The sequence below is a fragment of the Enterococcus songbeiensis genome (assembly GCF_005405265.1).
Lineage (GTDB): Bacteria > Bacillota > Bacilli > Lactobacillales > Enterococcaceae > Enterococcus_C > Enterococcus_C songbeiensis.
Map to the genome: position 1 here is coordinate 56,306 of NZ_BJDS01000008.1, position 17,565 is coordinate 73,870.

Sequence of the window (17,565 nt, forward strand, 5' to 3'; positions counted from 1 at the left end):
AAAATGAATTGGCGTTTTTATGATGGGAGGAGAATCAGTGAAGAAAAAATATTTGGATGTATTCTGGGTGATTTGCAAATATGCGATTTTGGCTTTTATGATCGCGATTGTGATTCGTGGCTTTCTCCTGATTCCGGTTCCCGTTGAAGGAAACTCCATGGAGAAAACATTGGACCAAGGGGATATGGTACTGGTGGAAAAAATATCCCCAATTCGCCGTTTTGATGTGGTGGTTTTTCAATTACCAAGCGGAACTACTTACATAAAGCGAGTGATTGGTCTACCCGGTGATGTCATTGCCTATAAACAAGATCAATTGTACATCAACGGCAAACCAGTTGACGAACCATTTTTAACAAAAAATAGGCGCAGTGATTCCGGTGATTCATCCTATACGAATGATTTTTCTCTCCAGGAATTGACAGGAGAAGTTGCGTTGGGAGAGAACAGTTATTTTGTATTGGGTGATAATCGGCGGGTTTCTAAAGACAGCCGTTCTTTTGGTTCCATTCAAAATACAGATATCTTAGGAAAGGCACGGATTGTCTATTATCCGCTGCCTCATTGGAAATTTATTGCATAGTACGATAAAAAGTTTTTTTAAAGACTTTTATCTAGCGGAGAAAATATATAATAGACAGGAAAGGAAAAATAAATGACGACGATTCAATGGTTTCCCGGTCACATGGCAAAGGCCAAACGGGAAGTAAGTGAAAAATTAAAATTTGTTGATATTGTTTTTGAATTGGTGGATGCTCGCTTGCCCCTTTCTTCTAGAAATCCGATGATGGATCAAATTTTGCAACAAAAGCCACGATTGGTTCTATTGAACAAAGCAGATTTGGCTGATCCAATCCAAACAAAAAAATGGCAAGGATATTTTGAAGCACAGGGATTTCCAACGTTAGCGATCAATGCCCAGGAAAATCAAGGAGTCAAAGCAATCGTTGGTAAGGCAAAACAGGCACTTCAGGAAAAAATTGCCAGAGACAAAGCGCGAGGAATCAGACCACGAGTAATTCGAGCGATGGTTATCGGTATTCCTAACGTGGGAAAATCGACCTTGATGAATCGACTTGTGGGGAAAAAAATTGCACAGACGGGAAATAAACCTGGAGTTACAAAAGGTCAACAGTGGTTGCGCTCTGGTAGTGAATTAGAATTATTGGATACACCGGGAATTCTTTGGCCAAAATTTGAAGATGCGATGATTGGAAAAAAATTGGCATTAACCGGGGCAATCAAAGATCAACTGCTGCATTTGGACGATATCGCTTTATACGGATTGGATTTTTTTTCCCGCTATTATCCGGGAAAAATTGCAGAACGATATCAGCTGTCAAAAGAAGAGGAAGAACAATTAGCTCCTGAATTATTAATGAGCATCACCGCAAAAAAAGGATTGCGAGATGATTATGAGCGGGGGAGTGAGTTGATTATTTTTGATATTCGCCATGGAAAAATGGGGCGATTTACGCTCGACCGATACGAAGAAGCAGGAGACACATTGGATGAAAAATGAATCCATTCAGCAAATAAAAGAAAAACTTAATCAAATCAGTGAACGGGAGAATCCCTACCTTTCTGAATTGCGGCAAGACGCCCGTGCAGGGGTTCAAAAATTGCTTCAACAATTTGAAAAACGCATAGTGAAACAAGAACAGTTGATTGCTCAGTATGAGCTTATGAGCCAGTTTGAGAAAAACCTAATTACTCAGGGTCACCGATTTATCGCTGGTATCGATGAAGTTGGGCGGGGACCGTTGGCGGGGCCGGTTGTCTCAGCTGCGGTAATTTTACCAACGAATGTCCAGATTCTTGGATTAAATGATTCCAAACAATTATCCCATCAAAAACGTGCCGAATTATTTGATCAGATTCAGGAACAGGCATTAGCCATCGGAATTGGCGTAGTCGATCATGAAGAAATCGATAAAGTCAATATTTACCAAGCCAGCCGTAAAGCGATGACCTTAGCAGTTCATGATTTGGCTATCCAACCCACCCACTTATTGATTGACGCGATGGCATTGGATTTAGCGATTCCCCAAGATAAAATCATCAAAGGGGATGCTCGTTCAATTTCGATCGCTGCTGCCAGTATCGTTGCCAAAGAATTTCGGGATCAGCTGATGGTAGAATACCATAAAGTTTATCCTTATTACGGTTTCGATCGCAATGCCGGCTACGGAACGAAAGAACACTTAGCTGGTCTGGAAAAATATGGCATGACACCGATTCATCGAAAAACATTCGGTCCGGTAAAAAAATATCTTTAAAAAATATTCTTTTCTTTCTGCGAACTTTCTTTTGAAGAATTCAAAGAAAGAAGGGATTTTTTTGACAACAATTGAAGAATTTATTTTTAGGTTGACCTATTGCAAAGGATTAGGAATTGTCGGCAAATGGAAAATGGTCCAGTTTGCAATGAAGTTTCAGCAGATGGCGTTTTCGGCACAGGAAGTTGTGGAAATTGTTGGAGTCAATAATTATTCTCAGGTGATAAAAGAGTCGTGGCAAAAATTGACACCGGATTTTATTCAAGAGCAAGCAGCAAAACAAAAATTTATTACCTTTTTCTCCGAGGACTATCCGGTGTTGTTGAAAGAAATTCCCCATCCGCCACTGATTTTATTTTACGAAGGCCATATCCAACGCCTCCAATTGCCGCTGCTTGCGGTTGTGGGTGCGCGGGATGCTTCCTCCTATGGCAGACGGCTTGTAGAACAATTTGTTCCGGGTCTTGTACGGGAAAATTATGGAATCATCAGCGGATTGGCAAAAGGAATCGATAGTTACAGTCATCACGGAACGATTCAGGCAGAGGGCTACACAATTGGCGTAGTGGGAACGGGCGTCGATCAATGTTACCCGAAAGAAGCGTTTCCTATTTATTCCGAAATGAAGGAAAATCATTTGATTATCAGTGAGTATCCGAAGGGAACAGGAGCCAAAAAGCATCATTTTCCCATGCGGAATCGAATCATTGCCGGTTTGTGTCAGGGAATCTGTGTGATTGAAGCCAAAGAACGTAGTGGTTCACTGATTACGGCGCAACTGGCTTTGGAAAATGGCAGAGAAGTCTTTGCCTTTCCGGGGGACTTGTTAAATGGTCGTTCCACCGGGTGTCATCGGTTGATCCAAGACGGCGCAAAATGTGTTGTAACTCTTGCAGATATTCTTGAGGAATTGCCGAATTTTGAATAAAAGTGTTTCGCCTTTCTTGACAAACGTTTTTCTAATGGATATGATAAGCTACGATTTGTATAGAAGCATAACTTGCACAAAACAGTATATAATATAGTAGAAAAAGTTAAGAGAGGAGCCATTTTTATTTATGGCGTACAAATATCTGGTGATCGTTGAATCACCTGCGAAAGCAAAAACAATTGAAAAATATCTTGGCAGAAATTACAAAGTCGTTGCAAGTGTCGGTCATATTCGAGATTTACCAAAGAGCAAAATGGGAATCGATGTTGAAAATAATTATGAACCTCATTACATCTCCATTCGTGGGAAAGGCGATGTTATCAAGGGATTGCGCAGTGCGGCAAAAAAAGCCCAAAAAGTTTATCTCGCAAGTGACCCGGATAGAGAAGGGGAAGCAATTGCATGGCATTTAGCTCATTTGCTTAATTTAGATTTAGCAGATAAGAATCGGGTGGTTTTCAATGAAATCACTAAGGAGGCAGTCAAAGCGGCCTTCAAAGAGCCTCGATCCATTGATCTCGATCTCGTGGATGCCCAACAAGCCCGTCGTGTGTTGGACCGTTTGGTAGGATATTCCATCAGTCCGATTTTATGGCGTAAGGTGAAAAAAGGGTTGAGTGCAGGACGGGTTCAATCCGTTGCGCTGAAAATGATTATTGATCGGGAAAATGAAATTCGTAAATTTATTCCAGAAGAATATTGGTCGATTGACGGCAATTTTAAAAAAGGCAGCAAAAAGTTCAAAGCCAATTTCTGGGGACTTGACGGTAAAAAGAAAAAATTACCGAATGCGGAAAGTATTAAAGAGATTACAAGCCGTTTGGACAGCAAAGACTATGATGTAAAAAAAGTTGAGAAAAAAGAACGCAAACGTAATCCGGCAGCACCGTTTACAACCAGTAGCATGCAACAAGAAGCAGCTCGAAAACTAAACTTCCGGACGCGAAAAACCATGATGGTTGCGCAACAACTTTATGAAGGAATTGCCTTAGGAAAACAGGGAACAGTTGGATTAATCACTTACATGCGTACCGATTCTACTCGGATTGCGGAATCCGCAAAAGCTGAAACGGCTGAATTTATTGAAACGACGTATGGCAAAGAATTTGCCGCTCATGGCGGACGGAAAATAAAAAATGCTCAAGGGGCACAAGATGCCCATGAAGCCGTTCGTCCATCAAGCGTGTTGCGGACACCTGATGAAATCAAACAATATTTGGACAAAGACCAATTAAAACTGTACACTTTAATTTGGTCACGGTTTGTTGCCAGCCAAATGACACCGGCCGTTTTGGATACAATGAAAGTGACATTGGAACAAAATGGTGTAATCTTTATTGCCAACGGTTCAAAAATCAAATTCAAGGGTTTTATGCAGGTTTACGTTGAAGGTCGGGACGATGGCAAAGAAGACAAAGAAAATATTTTGCCGGAATTACTTGTCGGTGATGTGGTTCAATCCGTTCAGATCGAACCAAAACAACATTTTACACAACCACCTGCTCGTTTCAGCGAGGCAACTTTGATTCGAACGCTGGAAGAAAAAGGTGTGGGACGGCCTTCAACCTATGCACCGACATTGGAGACGATTCAACGTCGGTATTATGTGAAGCTGCAGCAAAAACGCTTTGAGCCGACCGAACTTGGTGAAATCGTCAATACTTTGATTGAAGAATTCTTCCCACAAATTATTGATGTTAATTTTACAGCCGAAATGGAAGGCGACTTGGATGGTGTTGAAGAAGGCAAAGAAGACTGGGTCAAAGTCGTGGATCGTTTCTACCGCCCATTTGAAAAAGAATTGACCAATGCCGAAGAACAAATTGAAAAAATCCAAATTAAAGATGAACCAGCCGGCTTTGATTGTGACCTTTGTGGGCATCCGATGGTAATCAAATTAGGACGTTACGGAAAATTTTATGCCTGCAGCAACTTCCCTGAATGCCGCAACACAAAACCCATCGTGAAGGAAATTGGGGTGGTGTGTCCAGTGTGTCATGAAGGACAGGTTATTGAACGGAAATCCAAAAAAAATCGGCTATTCTATGGTTGCTCCCGTTACCCAGATTGTGATTTTACTTCTTGGGATAAACCAGTTGGCAGGGATTGTCCAAAATGTGGCAAATATCTTGTCGAGAAGAAAGTAAAAGGCGGCAAGCAAGTCGTTTGTATCAATGGAGATTATGAAGAGAACGTTCAAAAATAATTGTAAAAAAATTGGTGTCTTCTGTAAAAGCGGAAGCACTAATTTTTTCCAACTAGAAAAGAGGATGAGTTATGACACACGTAAATGTAATTGGTGCCGGGTTAGCCGGTAGTGAAGCAGCTTGGCAAATCGCTGAAGCAGGTGTACCGGTAAAATTATTTGAGATGCGCCCCAAGAAATCAACAGAAGCCCATCATTCCCAAAATTTTGCTGAATTGGTTTGTTCCAACTCGCTACGAGGAAATAGTCTAGCCAATGCAGTAGGTGTTTTAAAAGAAGAAATGCGTCGTTTGAATTCAGTGATTGTCTCTTCAGCTGATACTACAGCCGTTCCTGCAGGTGGAGCTTTAGCCGTGGATCGGGATTCTTTTTCTGAATTAGTAACCGAACGCCTAAAAAATCATCCCAATGTTACAATCATGGCAGAAGAAATCACTGAAATTCCGGAAGGACTCACAGTGATTGCCACTGGTCCTTTAACTTCCGCTCCGCTTGCAGAAGCAATTAAAGAGTTCAACGGTTCTGATGGTTTTTACTTTTATGATGCAGCAGCACCGATCATTGACAAGTCCACGATTGATATGGAGAAAGTTTATTTAAAATCCCGCTATGATAAAGGGGAAGCAGCCTATCTGAATTGTCCGATGACAGAAGAGGAATTCAATGCCTTTCGCGATGCATTACTTGAAGCAGAGGTTGCCCCTCTAAAGGAATTCGAAAAAGAAAAATATTTTGAAGGTTGTATGCCAATCGAAGTGATGGCAGGTCGAGGACCAAAGACAATGTTGTTTGGTCCAATGAAACCAGTCGGCTTGGAAGATCCTAAAACAGGAAAACGTCCGTTTGCGGTTATTCAATTACGTCAGGATAATGCAGCAGCGTCTCTTTATAACATTGTTGGTTTTCAAACGCATTTAAAATGGGGAGAGCAAAAACGAGTTTTCCAAATGATTCCGGGACTGGAACAGGCCGAGTTTGTTCGTTATGGTGTTATGCACCGCAACAGCTTCATGAACTCTCCTGAATTACTGTTGCCAACTTACCAATCAGCTAAAAGAAATGATTTATTTTTTGCTGGTCAAATGACAGGGGTAGAAGGCTATGTTGAAAGTGCGGCGAGCGGTTTGCTGGCAGGACGCAATGCGGCTCGTTTGGCAAAAGGAGAAGAGCCACTGACTTTCCCGCAAGAAACAGTGTTGGGGAGCATGGCGTATTACATCACTCACGCAGAAGGAAAACATTTCCAACCAATGAATGCCAATTTTGGCTTATTGCCAGAATTACCTGAACGGATCAAAGATAAAAAAATGCGCTATGAAACTTTGGCACAACGGGCATTAACCGCATTGGAAGAAGTAAGATAAACGAATAATTTGCGAAAAACGAGGGCGATTGACCTTCGTTTTTTCTCTGAAATTGTGAAGAAATTGTGTAAATTGTGAGAAAACTTGAAAATATTGTTTAAATTCTGACAACTAGTTTGTCTTTTTTTTCCGGATATGCTACAGTTATTTCGAACTAGAAAAGAGGGGAAAAGATGGCGGAAAAAGATTGGCCTCAGGAGTTTTATCGTTATTTAATCGTTGAACGAGGTTACTCTGATAAAACGCAAAAAGCCTATCAGGAAGATTTTGAAGATTTTTCAGACTTCTTGAAAAATTCTGGTGATGGCGACTTTTTAACGATTGACCATCGAGATGTTCGGGTATATTTAAGCTTCTTAAATGAAAAAGAATATAGCCGCAATACCATTAGTCGGAAGATCGCAAGTTTACGCTCATTCTATCAATATTTGTTGAAGCAAGAAATCATTGAAGAAAATCCTTTCACCTATATCCATCTAAAAAAACGTACTGGAAAACTGCCTCGCTTTTTATACGAAAAGGAAATGGCCGTGTTATTTGACAGTGTTGAAGGAAATCAGCCTTTACAGCAGCGAAACCGTGCGTTATTAGAAATTTTGTACGGTTCCGGTTTGCGGGTCAGTGAGTGTGCCGGACTTCAGTTGACTGATATTGACTGGTTGGGAGAAGTATTATTGATTCGTGGGAAAGGAAACAAAGAACGTTATGTCCCCTTCGGTTCTTTTGCACAGCAAGCGTTAGAAACCTATATTGAAAACGGTCGTGTGAGTTTGATGAGTAAGAAAAAGAAAACGCATTCGGTTGTTTTTGTGAATCATCTGGGAGATCCGATTACTGCTACGGGTATTGAATACATTTTGAATCAAATCATCAAAAAAAGCAGTTTAGACAGCAAAATCCATCCTCATATGCTGCGGCATACGTTTGCAACTCACTTACTGAATAATGGCGCAGATATGCGGACGGTACAGGAATTATTAGGTCATGCCAATCTGTCCACGACGCAAATTTATGCGCATGTGACAAAAGAAAGTTTGCAAAAAAATTATCGTCAATTTCATCCTAGAGCTTGATTAGTATAGCTGGGATGTTCGTTTTACTTTTTTTTAAAGAGAAGATTTAACAGGAAAATTAAGTACCGAAACAGGAGGAAAAGAAATGGAATCACAATTTCACTCAACAACGATCTGCGCTGTTGAAAAAGACGGCAAATTTGCCATGGCAGGTGACGGTCAAGTCACAATGGGAGAACAAGTTGTCATGAAAGGGACCGCCCGCAAAGTTCGACGTATTTATAACGGCGAAGTCGTTGTTGGATTTGCCGGAAGTGTCGCAGATGCCTTCACATTGGAAGAAAAATTTGAAGGAAAATTGAACGAATACAATGGCAATCTCCAACGAGCAGCTGTTGAATTAGCACAAGAATGGCGGACACAGCAGTCCATGCAAAAACTGGAAGCGATGCTGATTGTAATGAATGACAAGGAAATGCTGCTGGTTTCAGGAACTGGGGAAGTGATTGCTCCTGATGATGGGATTTTAGCAATCGGATCTGGTGGAAACTATGCACTAGCCGCAGCCCGTGCGATGAGAACTTACAGCAGTCATGAAATGACCGCAAAAGAAATTGCAGAAAATGCATTAAACATCGCCGCAGATATTTGTGTCTTTACCAATCATAATATTATTGTCGAAGAAATGTAGTGAGGAGACTTTTTATGCAAGCAATAAATCAAACACCTAAAGAAATCGTGAAAGAATTGGATCAGTATATTATTGGTCAGCAAGCAGCAAAAAAATCAGTTGCCGTTGCTTTACGGAACCGATACCGTCGTTTGCAGTTGGAAGAGTCAATGCGACAAGAGATCACGCCTAAAAATATGCTGATGATCGGACCTACTGGTGTAGGAAAAACGGAGATTGCCCGTCGCTTGGCAAAAATTGTTCAGGCACCTTTTGTCAAAGTTGAAGCAACAAAATTCACAGAAGTAGGGTATGTCGGTCGTGACGTGGAGTCCATGGTTCGTGATCTAGTGGAGAATGCGATTCAAATTGTTCAAAAAGAACAATATAGTCGAGTCTATTCTCGGGCGGTCAAAAAAGCCAATCGTCGGTTGGTAAAAGTGTTGGTACCGGGAATCAAAAAAGAAAAGAAACAATCAAGTAACCCTTATGAACAAATGATGAATATTTTTTCTGCACAGCAAACCAAAGAAGAACCAAAAGAAGAATTGACAGAAGAAATCAAAACCAATCGACAAGCGATTTTCGATCAATTGGAAAAAGGATTATTGGATAATCGAGAAGTAACGATTGAGATTGAAGAACCAAAAACCGCCGCACCAATGATGAACAACGGCTTAGAACAGATGGGAATCGATTTGAATGAAACCTTAGGGGCTTTGAAACCGCAGAAAAAAATCGAACGGACTGTGACGGTCAAAGAAGCTCGAGAACTATTGATTCAAGAAGAATCTTCAAAATTAGTTAACGATGCGGATATTCATAGTGAGGCAATTCGCTTGGCAGAATCAAACGGAATCATTTTTATTGATGAAATCGATAAAATCACGTCGAAATCACAGCAGTCAGGAGAAGTTTCTCGGGAAGGGGTACAGCGGGATATTTTACCAATTGTTGAAGGATCGCAAGTCAATACGAAATATGGTGCATTACAAACCGATCATATCTTATTCATTGCTTCCGGTGCCTTTCATTTGTCAAAACCAAGTGATCTGATTCCCGAATTACAAGGACGTTTCCCAATTCGTGTAGAACTGGAAGATTTGACTGCTGAAGATTTTGTTAAAATTTTGACCGAACCAAATAATGCTTTGATCAAACAATACATCGCATTGGTGGAAACTGAAAATGTGAAAATCACCTTTACCATTGAAGCCATCGAAAGAATTGCACAGATTGCGTTTGATGTAAACCGTGATACCGACAATATTGGGGCACGACGGTTGCATACGATTTTGGAAAAATTGTTGGAGGACCTACTGTTTGAAGCGCCGGATATGCAAATGGGAGAAATCACTATTACGGAAAGCTATGTAAATGAAAAGTTAGGATCAATCATCCAAGACCAAGATTTGAGCCGCTACATTTTATAGGGAGATGAGGAGTAAAAAATGACAACTTTATTAGAAAAAACCAGACGTATCAATGAATTGCTGCAACAAAAAAATACCTTTGATATGAGTACGGATCTGCCTTATGATAAAATGGCGATGAGTTTGGGGGATATTCTTGACTGCAATGCTTATATCATTAGCAGTGAAGGAACATTATTGGGCTTTAATGAAAAACATGATGTTAACAATGATCGGGTAAAAAGCATGTTTGTTGAAAAACAATTTCCTAAATCCTATACAGATACCGTGGATCATTTAGGAAAAACAGAAGCAAATATTCCAATCAGCAGTGATATGACTGCCTTTCCAGTTGAATCACGGGAGCAATATCCTCATGGTTTAACAACGGTGGTGCCGATTTTTGGTGCCGGAGAACGGTTGGGAACGATTATTCTTGCCCGCATCGATGCTTCCTTTGACGATGATGATTTGGTTTTAGCGGAATACGGGGCAACAGTTGTTGGAATGCAATTTCTTTACCAAAAATCTCGCAGCATTGAAGAAGATGTTCGCAGTGCTACGGCTGTGCAAATGGCGATCAACACCCTTTCTTACAGCGAATTAAAAGCTGTACAAGCGATTTTTGCAGCATTGGAAGGCAATGAAGGACGCTTAACAGCTTCAAATATTGCCGATGAAATCGGAATCACCCGATCGGTTATCGTCAATGCTTTGAGAAAATTGGAATCAGCCGGAATCATCGAATCTCGTTCACTGGGAATGAAGGGAACGTATTTGCGCGTCTTAAATGACCGGTTTAAAGAAGAATTAAATAAACACGCCTACTAGGGGGAGAAAATCATGTCGATCATCATTGAAAACGATCAACTGATCGCTGTAATCGCTGAACATGGTGCGGAGCTTCAAAGCTTAAAAAACAAGGAAAATCAATTAGAGTATATTTGGAAAGGGGACCCGGAATATTGGGGCAAGCATGCACCGCTGCTTTTTCCAATCGTGGGTGCGCTTAAAAATGATCACTATCAGTATCAAGGGAAAAACTATACCTTGCCACGACACGGGTTTGCCCGAAATATGGACTTTGAAGTAGTAAACCATACTGCAGAAAGTGTCAGCTTTTTGTTGAAGAGTTCAGAAGAAACCCGGGAGAATTATCCCTTTGATTTTGAGCTGTATGTTCATTATGAACTTGGGGGAGACGGCATACAGGTTCGTTACGAAGTTATCAATTTGAGTGAAGAAGAAATGTTCTTTTCAATTGGCGGGCATCCGGCTTTTAACGTGCCTTTAGATCCCGCACTGTCCTTTGAGGATTATTACTTAGCATTTTCTCCACGGAAATCTCGGTTGATTTTACCATTGGAAGGTAATTATGTGAACATGGATCAACGAACATTAGGGCAAACGAATACTAATATCGGATTAACTCATGAATTGTTCAAAAACGACGCCTTGATTTATGAAACAAAAGGGCTAAATTCAATTTCGATTTGCAGTGAAAAATCTCCTCACGGGGTTACTCTGACGTATAATAATATGCCTTATGTCGGTATTTGGTCACCAACACCAAAAGAAGCACCATTTGTTTGTATCGAACCGTGGGTAGGGATCGCCGATACGTTGGATGCTTCCGGTGACTTAGTTGAAAAATTGGGTATTCAACAATTAGCCGGTCGGGAAAGCTTCCAAACAAAATATGCGATTACTCTTAGATAAGCTGAAAAAAAGCCCATGAAACAAGCAAACTTGATTTCATGGGATCTTTTTCTAGCGATTGATTTTATTTTTTGCGACTGCTGTTCAAGCCAAAAGGCACGCGGCTTTCAGTTCCTTCTTTAATACGTTTGATGTTTTCGCGATGGCGATAGAAAATAAACAGCGTGATTCCCAACGTGATAAAAGTCAGCAACCAATTTTGTTTTGGTAAAATAGCGGGAGCAACGATAGGTAAAAGAACAGTGGAAATTGTAATGATGACTGCCGCAATCATGCTTGTCAGACTAACCATACTGGTAAAAAACAATCCGATGACAAACACGATGATGGAGTAAAGAAAGAAAATCGGACTGTAGCCTAAAAGCATTCCACCACTGGTTGCAACGGCTTTGCCGCCTTTAAAGCCGGCAAAAATTGGGAAAGTATGGCCTAAAATGGCACAAATACCAAACCATAAGGGATTGATTGATGTCAGATGAAACAATGCAGGCAAACAAGTAGCAAGGGTTCCTTTTAAAACGTCTAAGACGAAAACAAGGATACCGGCTGTTTTTCCCAATACGCGAAAAGTATTTGTGGTACCCATATTGCCACTACCAAATTCACGAATATCTTTTTTGTAAAAAAGTTTACCGACCCAAACACCGGAGGGAATCGATCCCAGTAAATAAGCAGTAAGCATCAGAATGATAATTTTCATGTATAAACCTCTCTTCAATGACTAGGACAATTTTAGCATGAATAGAAATGTGGAACAACTAGAATCACGAAGAGAAGACAGCAAAAAATACCAATGAGGTGAAAAAATGTCTTTTGAAAATCCAGATTTAAAAACCATCGCTTCTTATTTAAATGAAGCAAAAACCATCGCAGTTGTTGGGCTAAGTAAAAATCCTGAACGAACTAGCTACCGGATTGCACAGATTCTACAAGAGCACGGCTACCGGATTATTCCGGTCAATCCAGTCGTTGAGGGAGAAATTTTGGGAGAAAAAGTGTATGATCGTCTGCAGGATATTCCAGAACCAATCGATATCGTGGATATTTTCCGTCGAGGGGAGTTTTTGCCGGAAATCGCTCACGATTTTCTAGAAACAGATGCAAAAGTTTTCTGGGCACAATTAGGTATCGAGAATGATGAAGCCGCAGAAATTTTGCGAGCTGCAGGCCGTAATGATATCGTCATGAACCGATGCATCAAGATCGAATTAGGAAAAATTAATCAAGCATAAATTGATACCTAGAATTTTTTTCTAACAAAAATACAGGAGCATCAAAGGGAGTGGTCAAAAAATAAATTTTTGGCTTCTCTCTTTTTTTCAGCTGCTTTTTAGAGTATCATAAGAAATGGTGCGATTGATTCGCACAGTTCAAATGAAGGAGCGTTGAATTTGGCAAAAAATAAAACCAACGAATACAATGATGCTTCGATTCAAGTTTTAGAAGGTTTGGAAGCTGTTCGTAAGAGACCGGGAATGTATATTGGTTCAACCGATAGCCGTGGTCTGCATCATTTAGTTTATGAAATCGTAGATAATGCAGTTGATGAAGCATTGTCCGGTTATGGAAATGAAATTAGTGTGACAATCAATCACGATAACAGTATCTCAGTTACTGACAGCGGTCGGGGAATGCCGGTCGGAATGCATGCTTCTGGGATTCCTACTGTTGAAGTTATCTTTACCGTTTTACATGCCGGCGGAAAATTTGGTCAAGGCGGCTATAAAACTTCTGGTGGATTACACGGTGTTGGTGCCAGTGTCGTTAATGCCCTTTCGAAGTGGTTGAAGGTGACCATCGTTCGTGACGGTATGGAATACCAAGAAGAATTTAAAAATGGCGGCAAGCCAGACGGCACCTTGAAAAAAATCGGCAAGACGCGGAAGAAAAACGGAACTACCGTAACCTTCATGCCGGACGATACGATTTTTTCAACAACGAAATTTTCCTACGATATTTTGGCGGAACGATTGCGGGAATCGGCCTTTTTGTTACGAGGTGTGAAAATCACCTTAACGGATTTGCGGGAAGAACCTGTATCAGAAACCTTTCATTTTGAAGAAGGAATTAAAGAGTTCGTCAACTATTTAAATGAAGAAAAGGATACCTTGTCTCCAGTCATTTATTTTTCTGGTGAAAAAGAAGGCATCGAAGTAGAGATTGCCTACCAATACAATGATGGTTATTCCGAAAATGTCTTGTCTTTCGTTAATAATGTCCGAACAAAAGATGGTGGTACCCATGAAGCCGGCATGCGGGCTTCCATGACGAAGGCTTATAATGAGTATGCCCGTAAAGTTGGTTTATTAAAGGAAAAAGATAAAAATCTTGAAGGCAGTGATTTTCGTGAAGGATTGGCGGCGGTGTTGTCGATTCGAGTACCGGAAAATCTTTTGCAATTTGAAGGGCAAACCAAAGAAAAACTAGGGACACCGATTGCCAGAAATGCGGTGGACAATGTCATCGGAGAACAACTAGGTTTTTACTTGCAGGAAAACAGCGAAATGAGCCAAATGCTGGTTCGAAAAGCTGTCAAAGCCCGGGAAGCACGAGAGGCTGCCCGCAAAGCACGGGAAGAAAGCCGCACCGGAAAGAAACGAAAAAAAGGGGAATCTCTTTTATCTGGAAAATTGACACCAGCCCAATCTCGAAATCCCAAACGCAATGAATTGTATCTTGTGGAAGGAGATTCTGCCGGAGGCTCAGCCAAGCAAGGGCGGGATCGGAAATTCCAAGCAATTTTGCCTTTACGAGGAAAAGTTATCAACACAGAAAAAGCAAAAATGCAGGATATTTTAAAAAACGAAGAAATCAATACTATGATTTATACGATTGGTGCCGGTGTCGGGCCGGAATTTGCCATTGATGATTGCAACTATGATAAAGTCATCATCATGACGGATGCGGATACCGATGGTGCCCACATTCAAGTGTTACTGCTAACCTTTTTCTATCGCTATATGAAGCCGCTAATTGAAGCGGGAAAAATCTATATTGCGCTGCCCCCTCTTTATAAAGTATCAAAGGGTGTCGGAAAAAAAGCCGTGGTTGAATATGCGTGGACCGACGAAGAATTATCTGAGGTAACGACAAAAGTTGGTAAGGGCTACATGTTGCAACGATACAAAGGTCTGGGGGAAATGAATGCGGAACAGCTGTGGGAAACCACGATGGACCCGGCTACCCGAACCTTAATTCGTGTGCGAATTGATGATGCAGCGCAAGCAGAGCGTAGAGTTACAACCTTGATGGGGGATAAAGTCGAACCCCGCCGAAAGTGGATCGAACGACATGTTCAGTTTACTTTGGAAGAAGACGGCAGTATTTTGGATCGTAAGGAAAATGAGACTGGACCTTTAGAAACTACCGAAAAAACGGACGTTCCAGAAACAATTGAAGAAATCAATTTATTTAACGAATAGGAGGTGCCCTCTTGGAACATCATCATGACATTCAAGAATTGACTTTAGAAGAAGTAATGGGGGATCGGTTTGGCCGTTACTCCAAATACATCATCCAAGAACGGGCATTGCCCGATATTCGCGATGGCTTAAAACCCGTGCAACGTCGAATTCTATTTGCGATGAACAAAGATGGCAACACATATGACAAAGGCTTCCGTAAATCTGCGAAATCAGTCGGAAATATTATGGGGAATTATCATCCTCATGGAGACAGCAGTATTTATGAAGCAATGGTTCGCATGAGTCAGGATTGGAAATTACGGGAAGTCCTGATCGAAATGCATGGAAATAACGGGAGTATGGATGGTGACCCACCGGCTGCGATGCGGTACACAGAAGCTCGCCTATCGGAATTAAGCGGCGAAATGCTGAAGGATATCGAAAAAGAAACAGTAGATTTAGTTTGGAATTTTGACGATACTGAAAAAGAACCGACCGTTTTACCAGCAAAATTTCCTAATCTGTTGGTTAATGGGTCAACGGGAATCTCTGCCGGATATGCGACAGAAATTCCTACCCATAATTTGGATGAAGTAATCAATGGAACCATTTATTTAATCGATCATCCTACTGCACCGTTGGAAAAATTACTGGAATTTATTCCTGGTCCGGATTTTCCAACCGGAGGGATTTTACAAGGAAAAGAAGAAATCCAAAAAGCTTATGAGACAGGTCGGGGAAAAGTAATTTTACGTTCTCAGACCAGTATTGAAGCAATGAAAGGCAATAAGCAACAAATCGTCATCACAGAGATTCCTTACGAGGTTAATAAAGCGACACTCGTGAAAAAAATGGACGAGATTCGCTTGAATAAAAAAATTGAAGGAATCGCTGAAGTTCGGGATGAAAGTGACCGGACGGGTTTACGAATCGTGGTTGAGCTGAAAAAAGATGTCAATGCGGAAGGAATTCTAAATTATCTTTTCAAGAACACCGAGTTGCAGATCAATTATAATTTCAATATGGTCGCCATTGATGAAATGCGTCCCAAACAAGTGGGCTTGAAGCGGATTCTCGAAAGCTATATCAAACATCGCAAAGAAGTGATTATGAAACGCAGCCGTTTCGAATTAGAGAAAGCGCAACGCCGACAACATATTGTGGACGGCTTGATCAAAGCGCTGTCGATTCTCGATCAAGTTATCGCAACGATTCGTGGGAGTAAAGATAAAAAAGATGCCAAAAATAATTTGGTTGTTCGCCATGGCTTTACTGAAGAACAGGCAGAAGCAATCGTTACGTTACAATTGTATCGTTTAACAAATACCGACATCACGCAACTACAGCAAGAAGCGAAAGAACTGCAAATCTATATTGCGGAACGACACAATATTTTGAACAATGAGTCGGAGCTCCTAAAAGTCATCAAGAAAGAATTGAGGGAAGTCAAAAAGAAATACGGTAATCCACGACTGACAAAAATTCAAGATAAGATTGAAGAAATCAAGATTGAAACGGAAGTCTTGGTTGCCCAAGAAGATGTTGTCGTTTCAGTAACTCATGAAGGATATATCAAGCGTAGCAGTCTGCGTTCTTATGGCGCATCGAAACCAAATGAACTGGGAATGAAGGATGGAGATTTTGTCTTATTCACCCAGCAGGCAAATACGCTCGATCATTTGTTGATAGTTACGACTCAGGGAAATATGATTTATCGTCCAGTTCATGAGCTGCCAGATATGAAATGGAAAGACATTGGTGAGCATATTTCTCAAACCATGATGAATTTTTCGACTGATGAATCAATTTTAGCTGTCTTCAGCTACAAAGAATTAGATCCACAAAAGAATTTTGTTTTAATGACAAAACAGGGACTGATTAAACAAACTCGAATGTCAGAATTTGAACCTTGGCGGACCTACAAGAGCCGTCCGTTATCGATTATCAAATTTAAAGAGGCAAAAGACGAATTAATCAGTTGCTACCTTGTTAATCAAGAAGAGACGAAGGATGTCTTTTTAGCAAGCAATCGTGGATTTGGCTTGCGCTATCCATTGACGGAAGTGCCCGTTGTAGGACCAAAAGCTGCTGGCGTTAAGGCAATGAATCTGAAAGAAGATGATTACCTTGTTGGGGGAATGGTCGTTTATTCAGAAGGAGATACACCGGTTGTTATTGTGACGCAGCGTGGAGCGGTCAAACGAATGCTAGCACAAGAATTGAGTCCCCTTGGCAGAGCCAAACGCGGCTTGATGATCTTAAGAGAATTGAAAAAAAATCCGCACCGAATTGCCTATATTGGTCCTGGAGATCAGCGTCAATTGATTTTACAAAATCAAAAAGGACAACAAGTAGAAATTCAGTCGAATGATTACCCAATCAGCGATCGAACATCTAATGGTTCCTTTGCTATGGATGAGAAACAAGGCGGAACAATCCTTCATGTTCAGGAAGTGAAAGATCCAGCCATCGAAGAAAACAAAACTGTTATATAGTTAATTTAAAAAACAGGTATCTGTATTGTTACAGATACCTGTTTTTTGTAGCAATAAATCGCAGGATTTTTT

At 40.8% G+C, this 17,565-nt stretch carries 15 protein-coding genes; 14 read left to right on the plus strand and 1 reads right to left on the minus strand.

The features are described 5' to 3' along the window. The first annotated feature begins 22 nt into the window (after nt 1-22). The 11 genes from lepB to FFM66_RS05520 all read left to right on the plus strand — a co-directional run bounded on the left by lepB (nt 23) and on the right by FFM66_RS05520 (nt 11,594). Nucleotides 23-583: a signal peptidase I gene (gene lepB, locus FFM66_RS05470; RefSeq protein WP_069959653.1), complete on the plus strand. Its 561-nt coding sequence runs from the start codon at nt 23-25 to the stop codon at nt 581-583. Between the two features lie 72 nt (nt 584-655). Continuing rightward, nucleotides 656-1,522, plus strand: coding sequence for a ribosome biogenesis GTPase YlqF (gene ylqF / locus FFM66_RS05475; RefSeq protein ID WP_137605254.1), 867 nt, complete (start codon nt 656-658; stop codon nt 1,520-1,522). After that, nucleotides 1,512-2,279 (plus strand): ribonuclease HII, encoded by a 768-nt coding sequence (rnhB, locus tag FFM66_RS05480; RefSeq protein WP_137605255.1) that lies wholly within the window; start codon nt 1,512-1,514, stop codon nt 2,277-2,279. Before ylqF ends, rnhB begins: the two co-directional genes overlap by 11 nt. A gap of 61 nt (nt 2,280-2,340) precedes the next feature. Next, nucleotides 2,341-3,207 carry a DNA-processing protein DprA gene (dprA, locus tag FFM66_RS05485; protein WP_048605029.1) on the plus strand — a complete coding sequence of 289 codons (867 nt, stop codon included), beginning with the start codon at nt 2,341-2,343 and terminating at the stop codon, nt 3,205-3,207. Nucleotides 3,208-3,337: 130 nt separating this feature from the next. Beyond that, complete coding sequence (topA, locus tag FFM66_RS05490; RefSeq protein WP_048605030.1) at nt 3,338-5,416, plus strand: type I DNA topoisomerase; 2,079 nt, start codon at nt 3,338-3,340, stop codon at nt 5,414-5,416. A gap of 71 nt (nt 5,417-5,487) precedes the next feature. Beyond that, entirely contained in the window at nt 5,488-6,780 is a 1,293-nt protein-coding gene (trmFO, locus tag FFM66_RS05495; RefSeq protein ID WP_048605031.1) for an FADH(2)-oxidizing methylenetetrahydrofolate--tRNA-(uracil(54)-C(5))-methyltransferase TrmFO, read from the plus strand. A gap of 173 nt (nt 6,781-6,953) precedes the next feature. Continuing rightward, nucleotides 6,954-7,853, plus strand: coding sequence for a tyrosine recombinase XerC (xerC, locus tag FFM66_RS05500; RefSeq protein WP_137605256.1), 900 nt, complete (start codon nt 6,954-6,956; stop codon nt 7,851-7,853). Nucleotides 7,854-7,938: 85 nt separating this feature from the next. Continuing rightward, complete coding sequence (gene hslV, locus FFM66_RS05505) at nt 7,939-8,484, plus strand: ATP-dependent protease subunit HslV (RefSeq protein WP_048605033.1); 546 nt, start codon at nt 7,939-7,941, stop codon at nt 8,482-8,484. Between the two features lie 14 nt (nt 8,485-8,498). After that, entirely contained in the window at nt 8,499-9,896 is a 1,398-nt protein-coding gene (gene hslU / locus FFM66_RS05510) for an ATP-dependent protease ATPase subunit HslU (protein WP_137605257.1), read from the plus strand. Between the two features lie 18 nt (nt 9,897-9,914). Next, nucleotides 9,915-10,706, plus strand: coding sequence for a GTP-sensing pleiotropic transcriptional regulator CodY (gene codY, locus FFM66_RS05515; RefSeq protein WP_137605258.1), 792 nt, complete (start codon nt 9,915-9,917; stop codon nt 10,704-10,706). A 12-nt stretch (nt 10,707-10,718) separates the two neighbouring features. Next, nucleotides 10,719-11,594 carry an aldose 1-epimerase family protein gene (locus FFM66_RS05520; protein ID WP_048605036.1) on the plus strand — a complete coding sequence of 292 codons (876 nt, stop codon included), beginning with the start codon at nt 10,719-10,721 and terminating at the stop codon, nt 11,592-11,594. 64 nt (nt 11,595-11,658) lie between these two features. On the opposite strand, the gene plsY is transcribed toward FFM66_RS05520, so the two are convergent. Then, a complete protein-coding gene (gene plsY / locus FFM66_RS05525; protein ID WP_137605259.1) occupies nt 11,659-12,294 on the minus strand; it encodes a glycerol-3-phosphate 1-O-acyltransferase PlsY in 636 nt (211 codons plus the stop codon). A 106-nt stretch (nt 12,295-12,400) separates the two neighbouring features. On the opposite strand from plsY, the gene FFM66_RS05530 reads away from it, so the two are divergent. The 3 genes from FFM66_RS05530 (at nt 12,401) to parC (ending at nt 17,493) form a co-directional block, all read left to right on the plus strand. Then, nucleotides 12,401-12,826 carry a CoA-binding protein gene (locus FFM66_RS05530; protein ID WP_137605260.1) on the plus strand — a complete coding sequence of 142 codons (426 nt, stop codon included), beginning with the start codon at nt 12,401-12,403 and terminating at the stop codon, nt 12,824-12,826. A gap of 159 nt (nt 12,827-12,985) precedes the next feature. Continuing rightward, nucleotides 12,986-15,016, plus strand: a complete 2,031-nt coding sequence (gene parE / locus FFM66_RS05535) for a DNA topoisomerase IV subunit B (protein WP_048605038.1) — start codon at nt 12,986-12,988, stop codon at nt 15,014-15,016. Between the two features lie 11 nt (nt 15,017-15,027). After that, nucleotides 15,028-17,493 carry a DNA topoisomerase IV subunit A gene (parC, locus tag FFM66_RS05540; RefSeq protein WP_048605039.1) on the plus strand — a complete coding sequence of 822 codons (2,466 nt, stop codon included), beginning with the start codon at nt 15,028-15,030 and terminating at the stop codon, nt 17,491-17,493. The last annotated feature ends 72 nt before the right edge of the window (nt 17,494-17,565 follow it).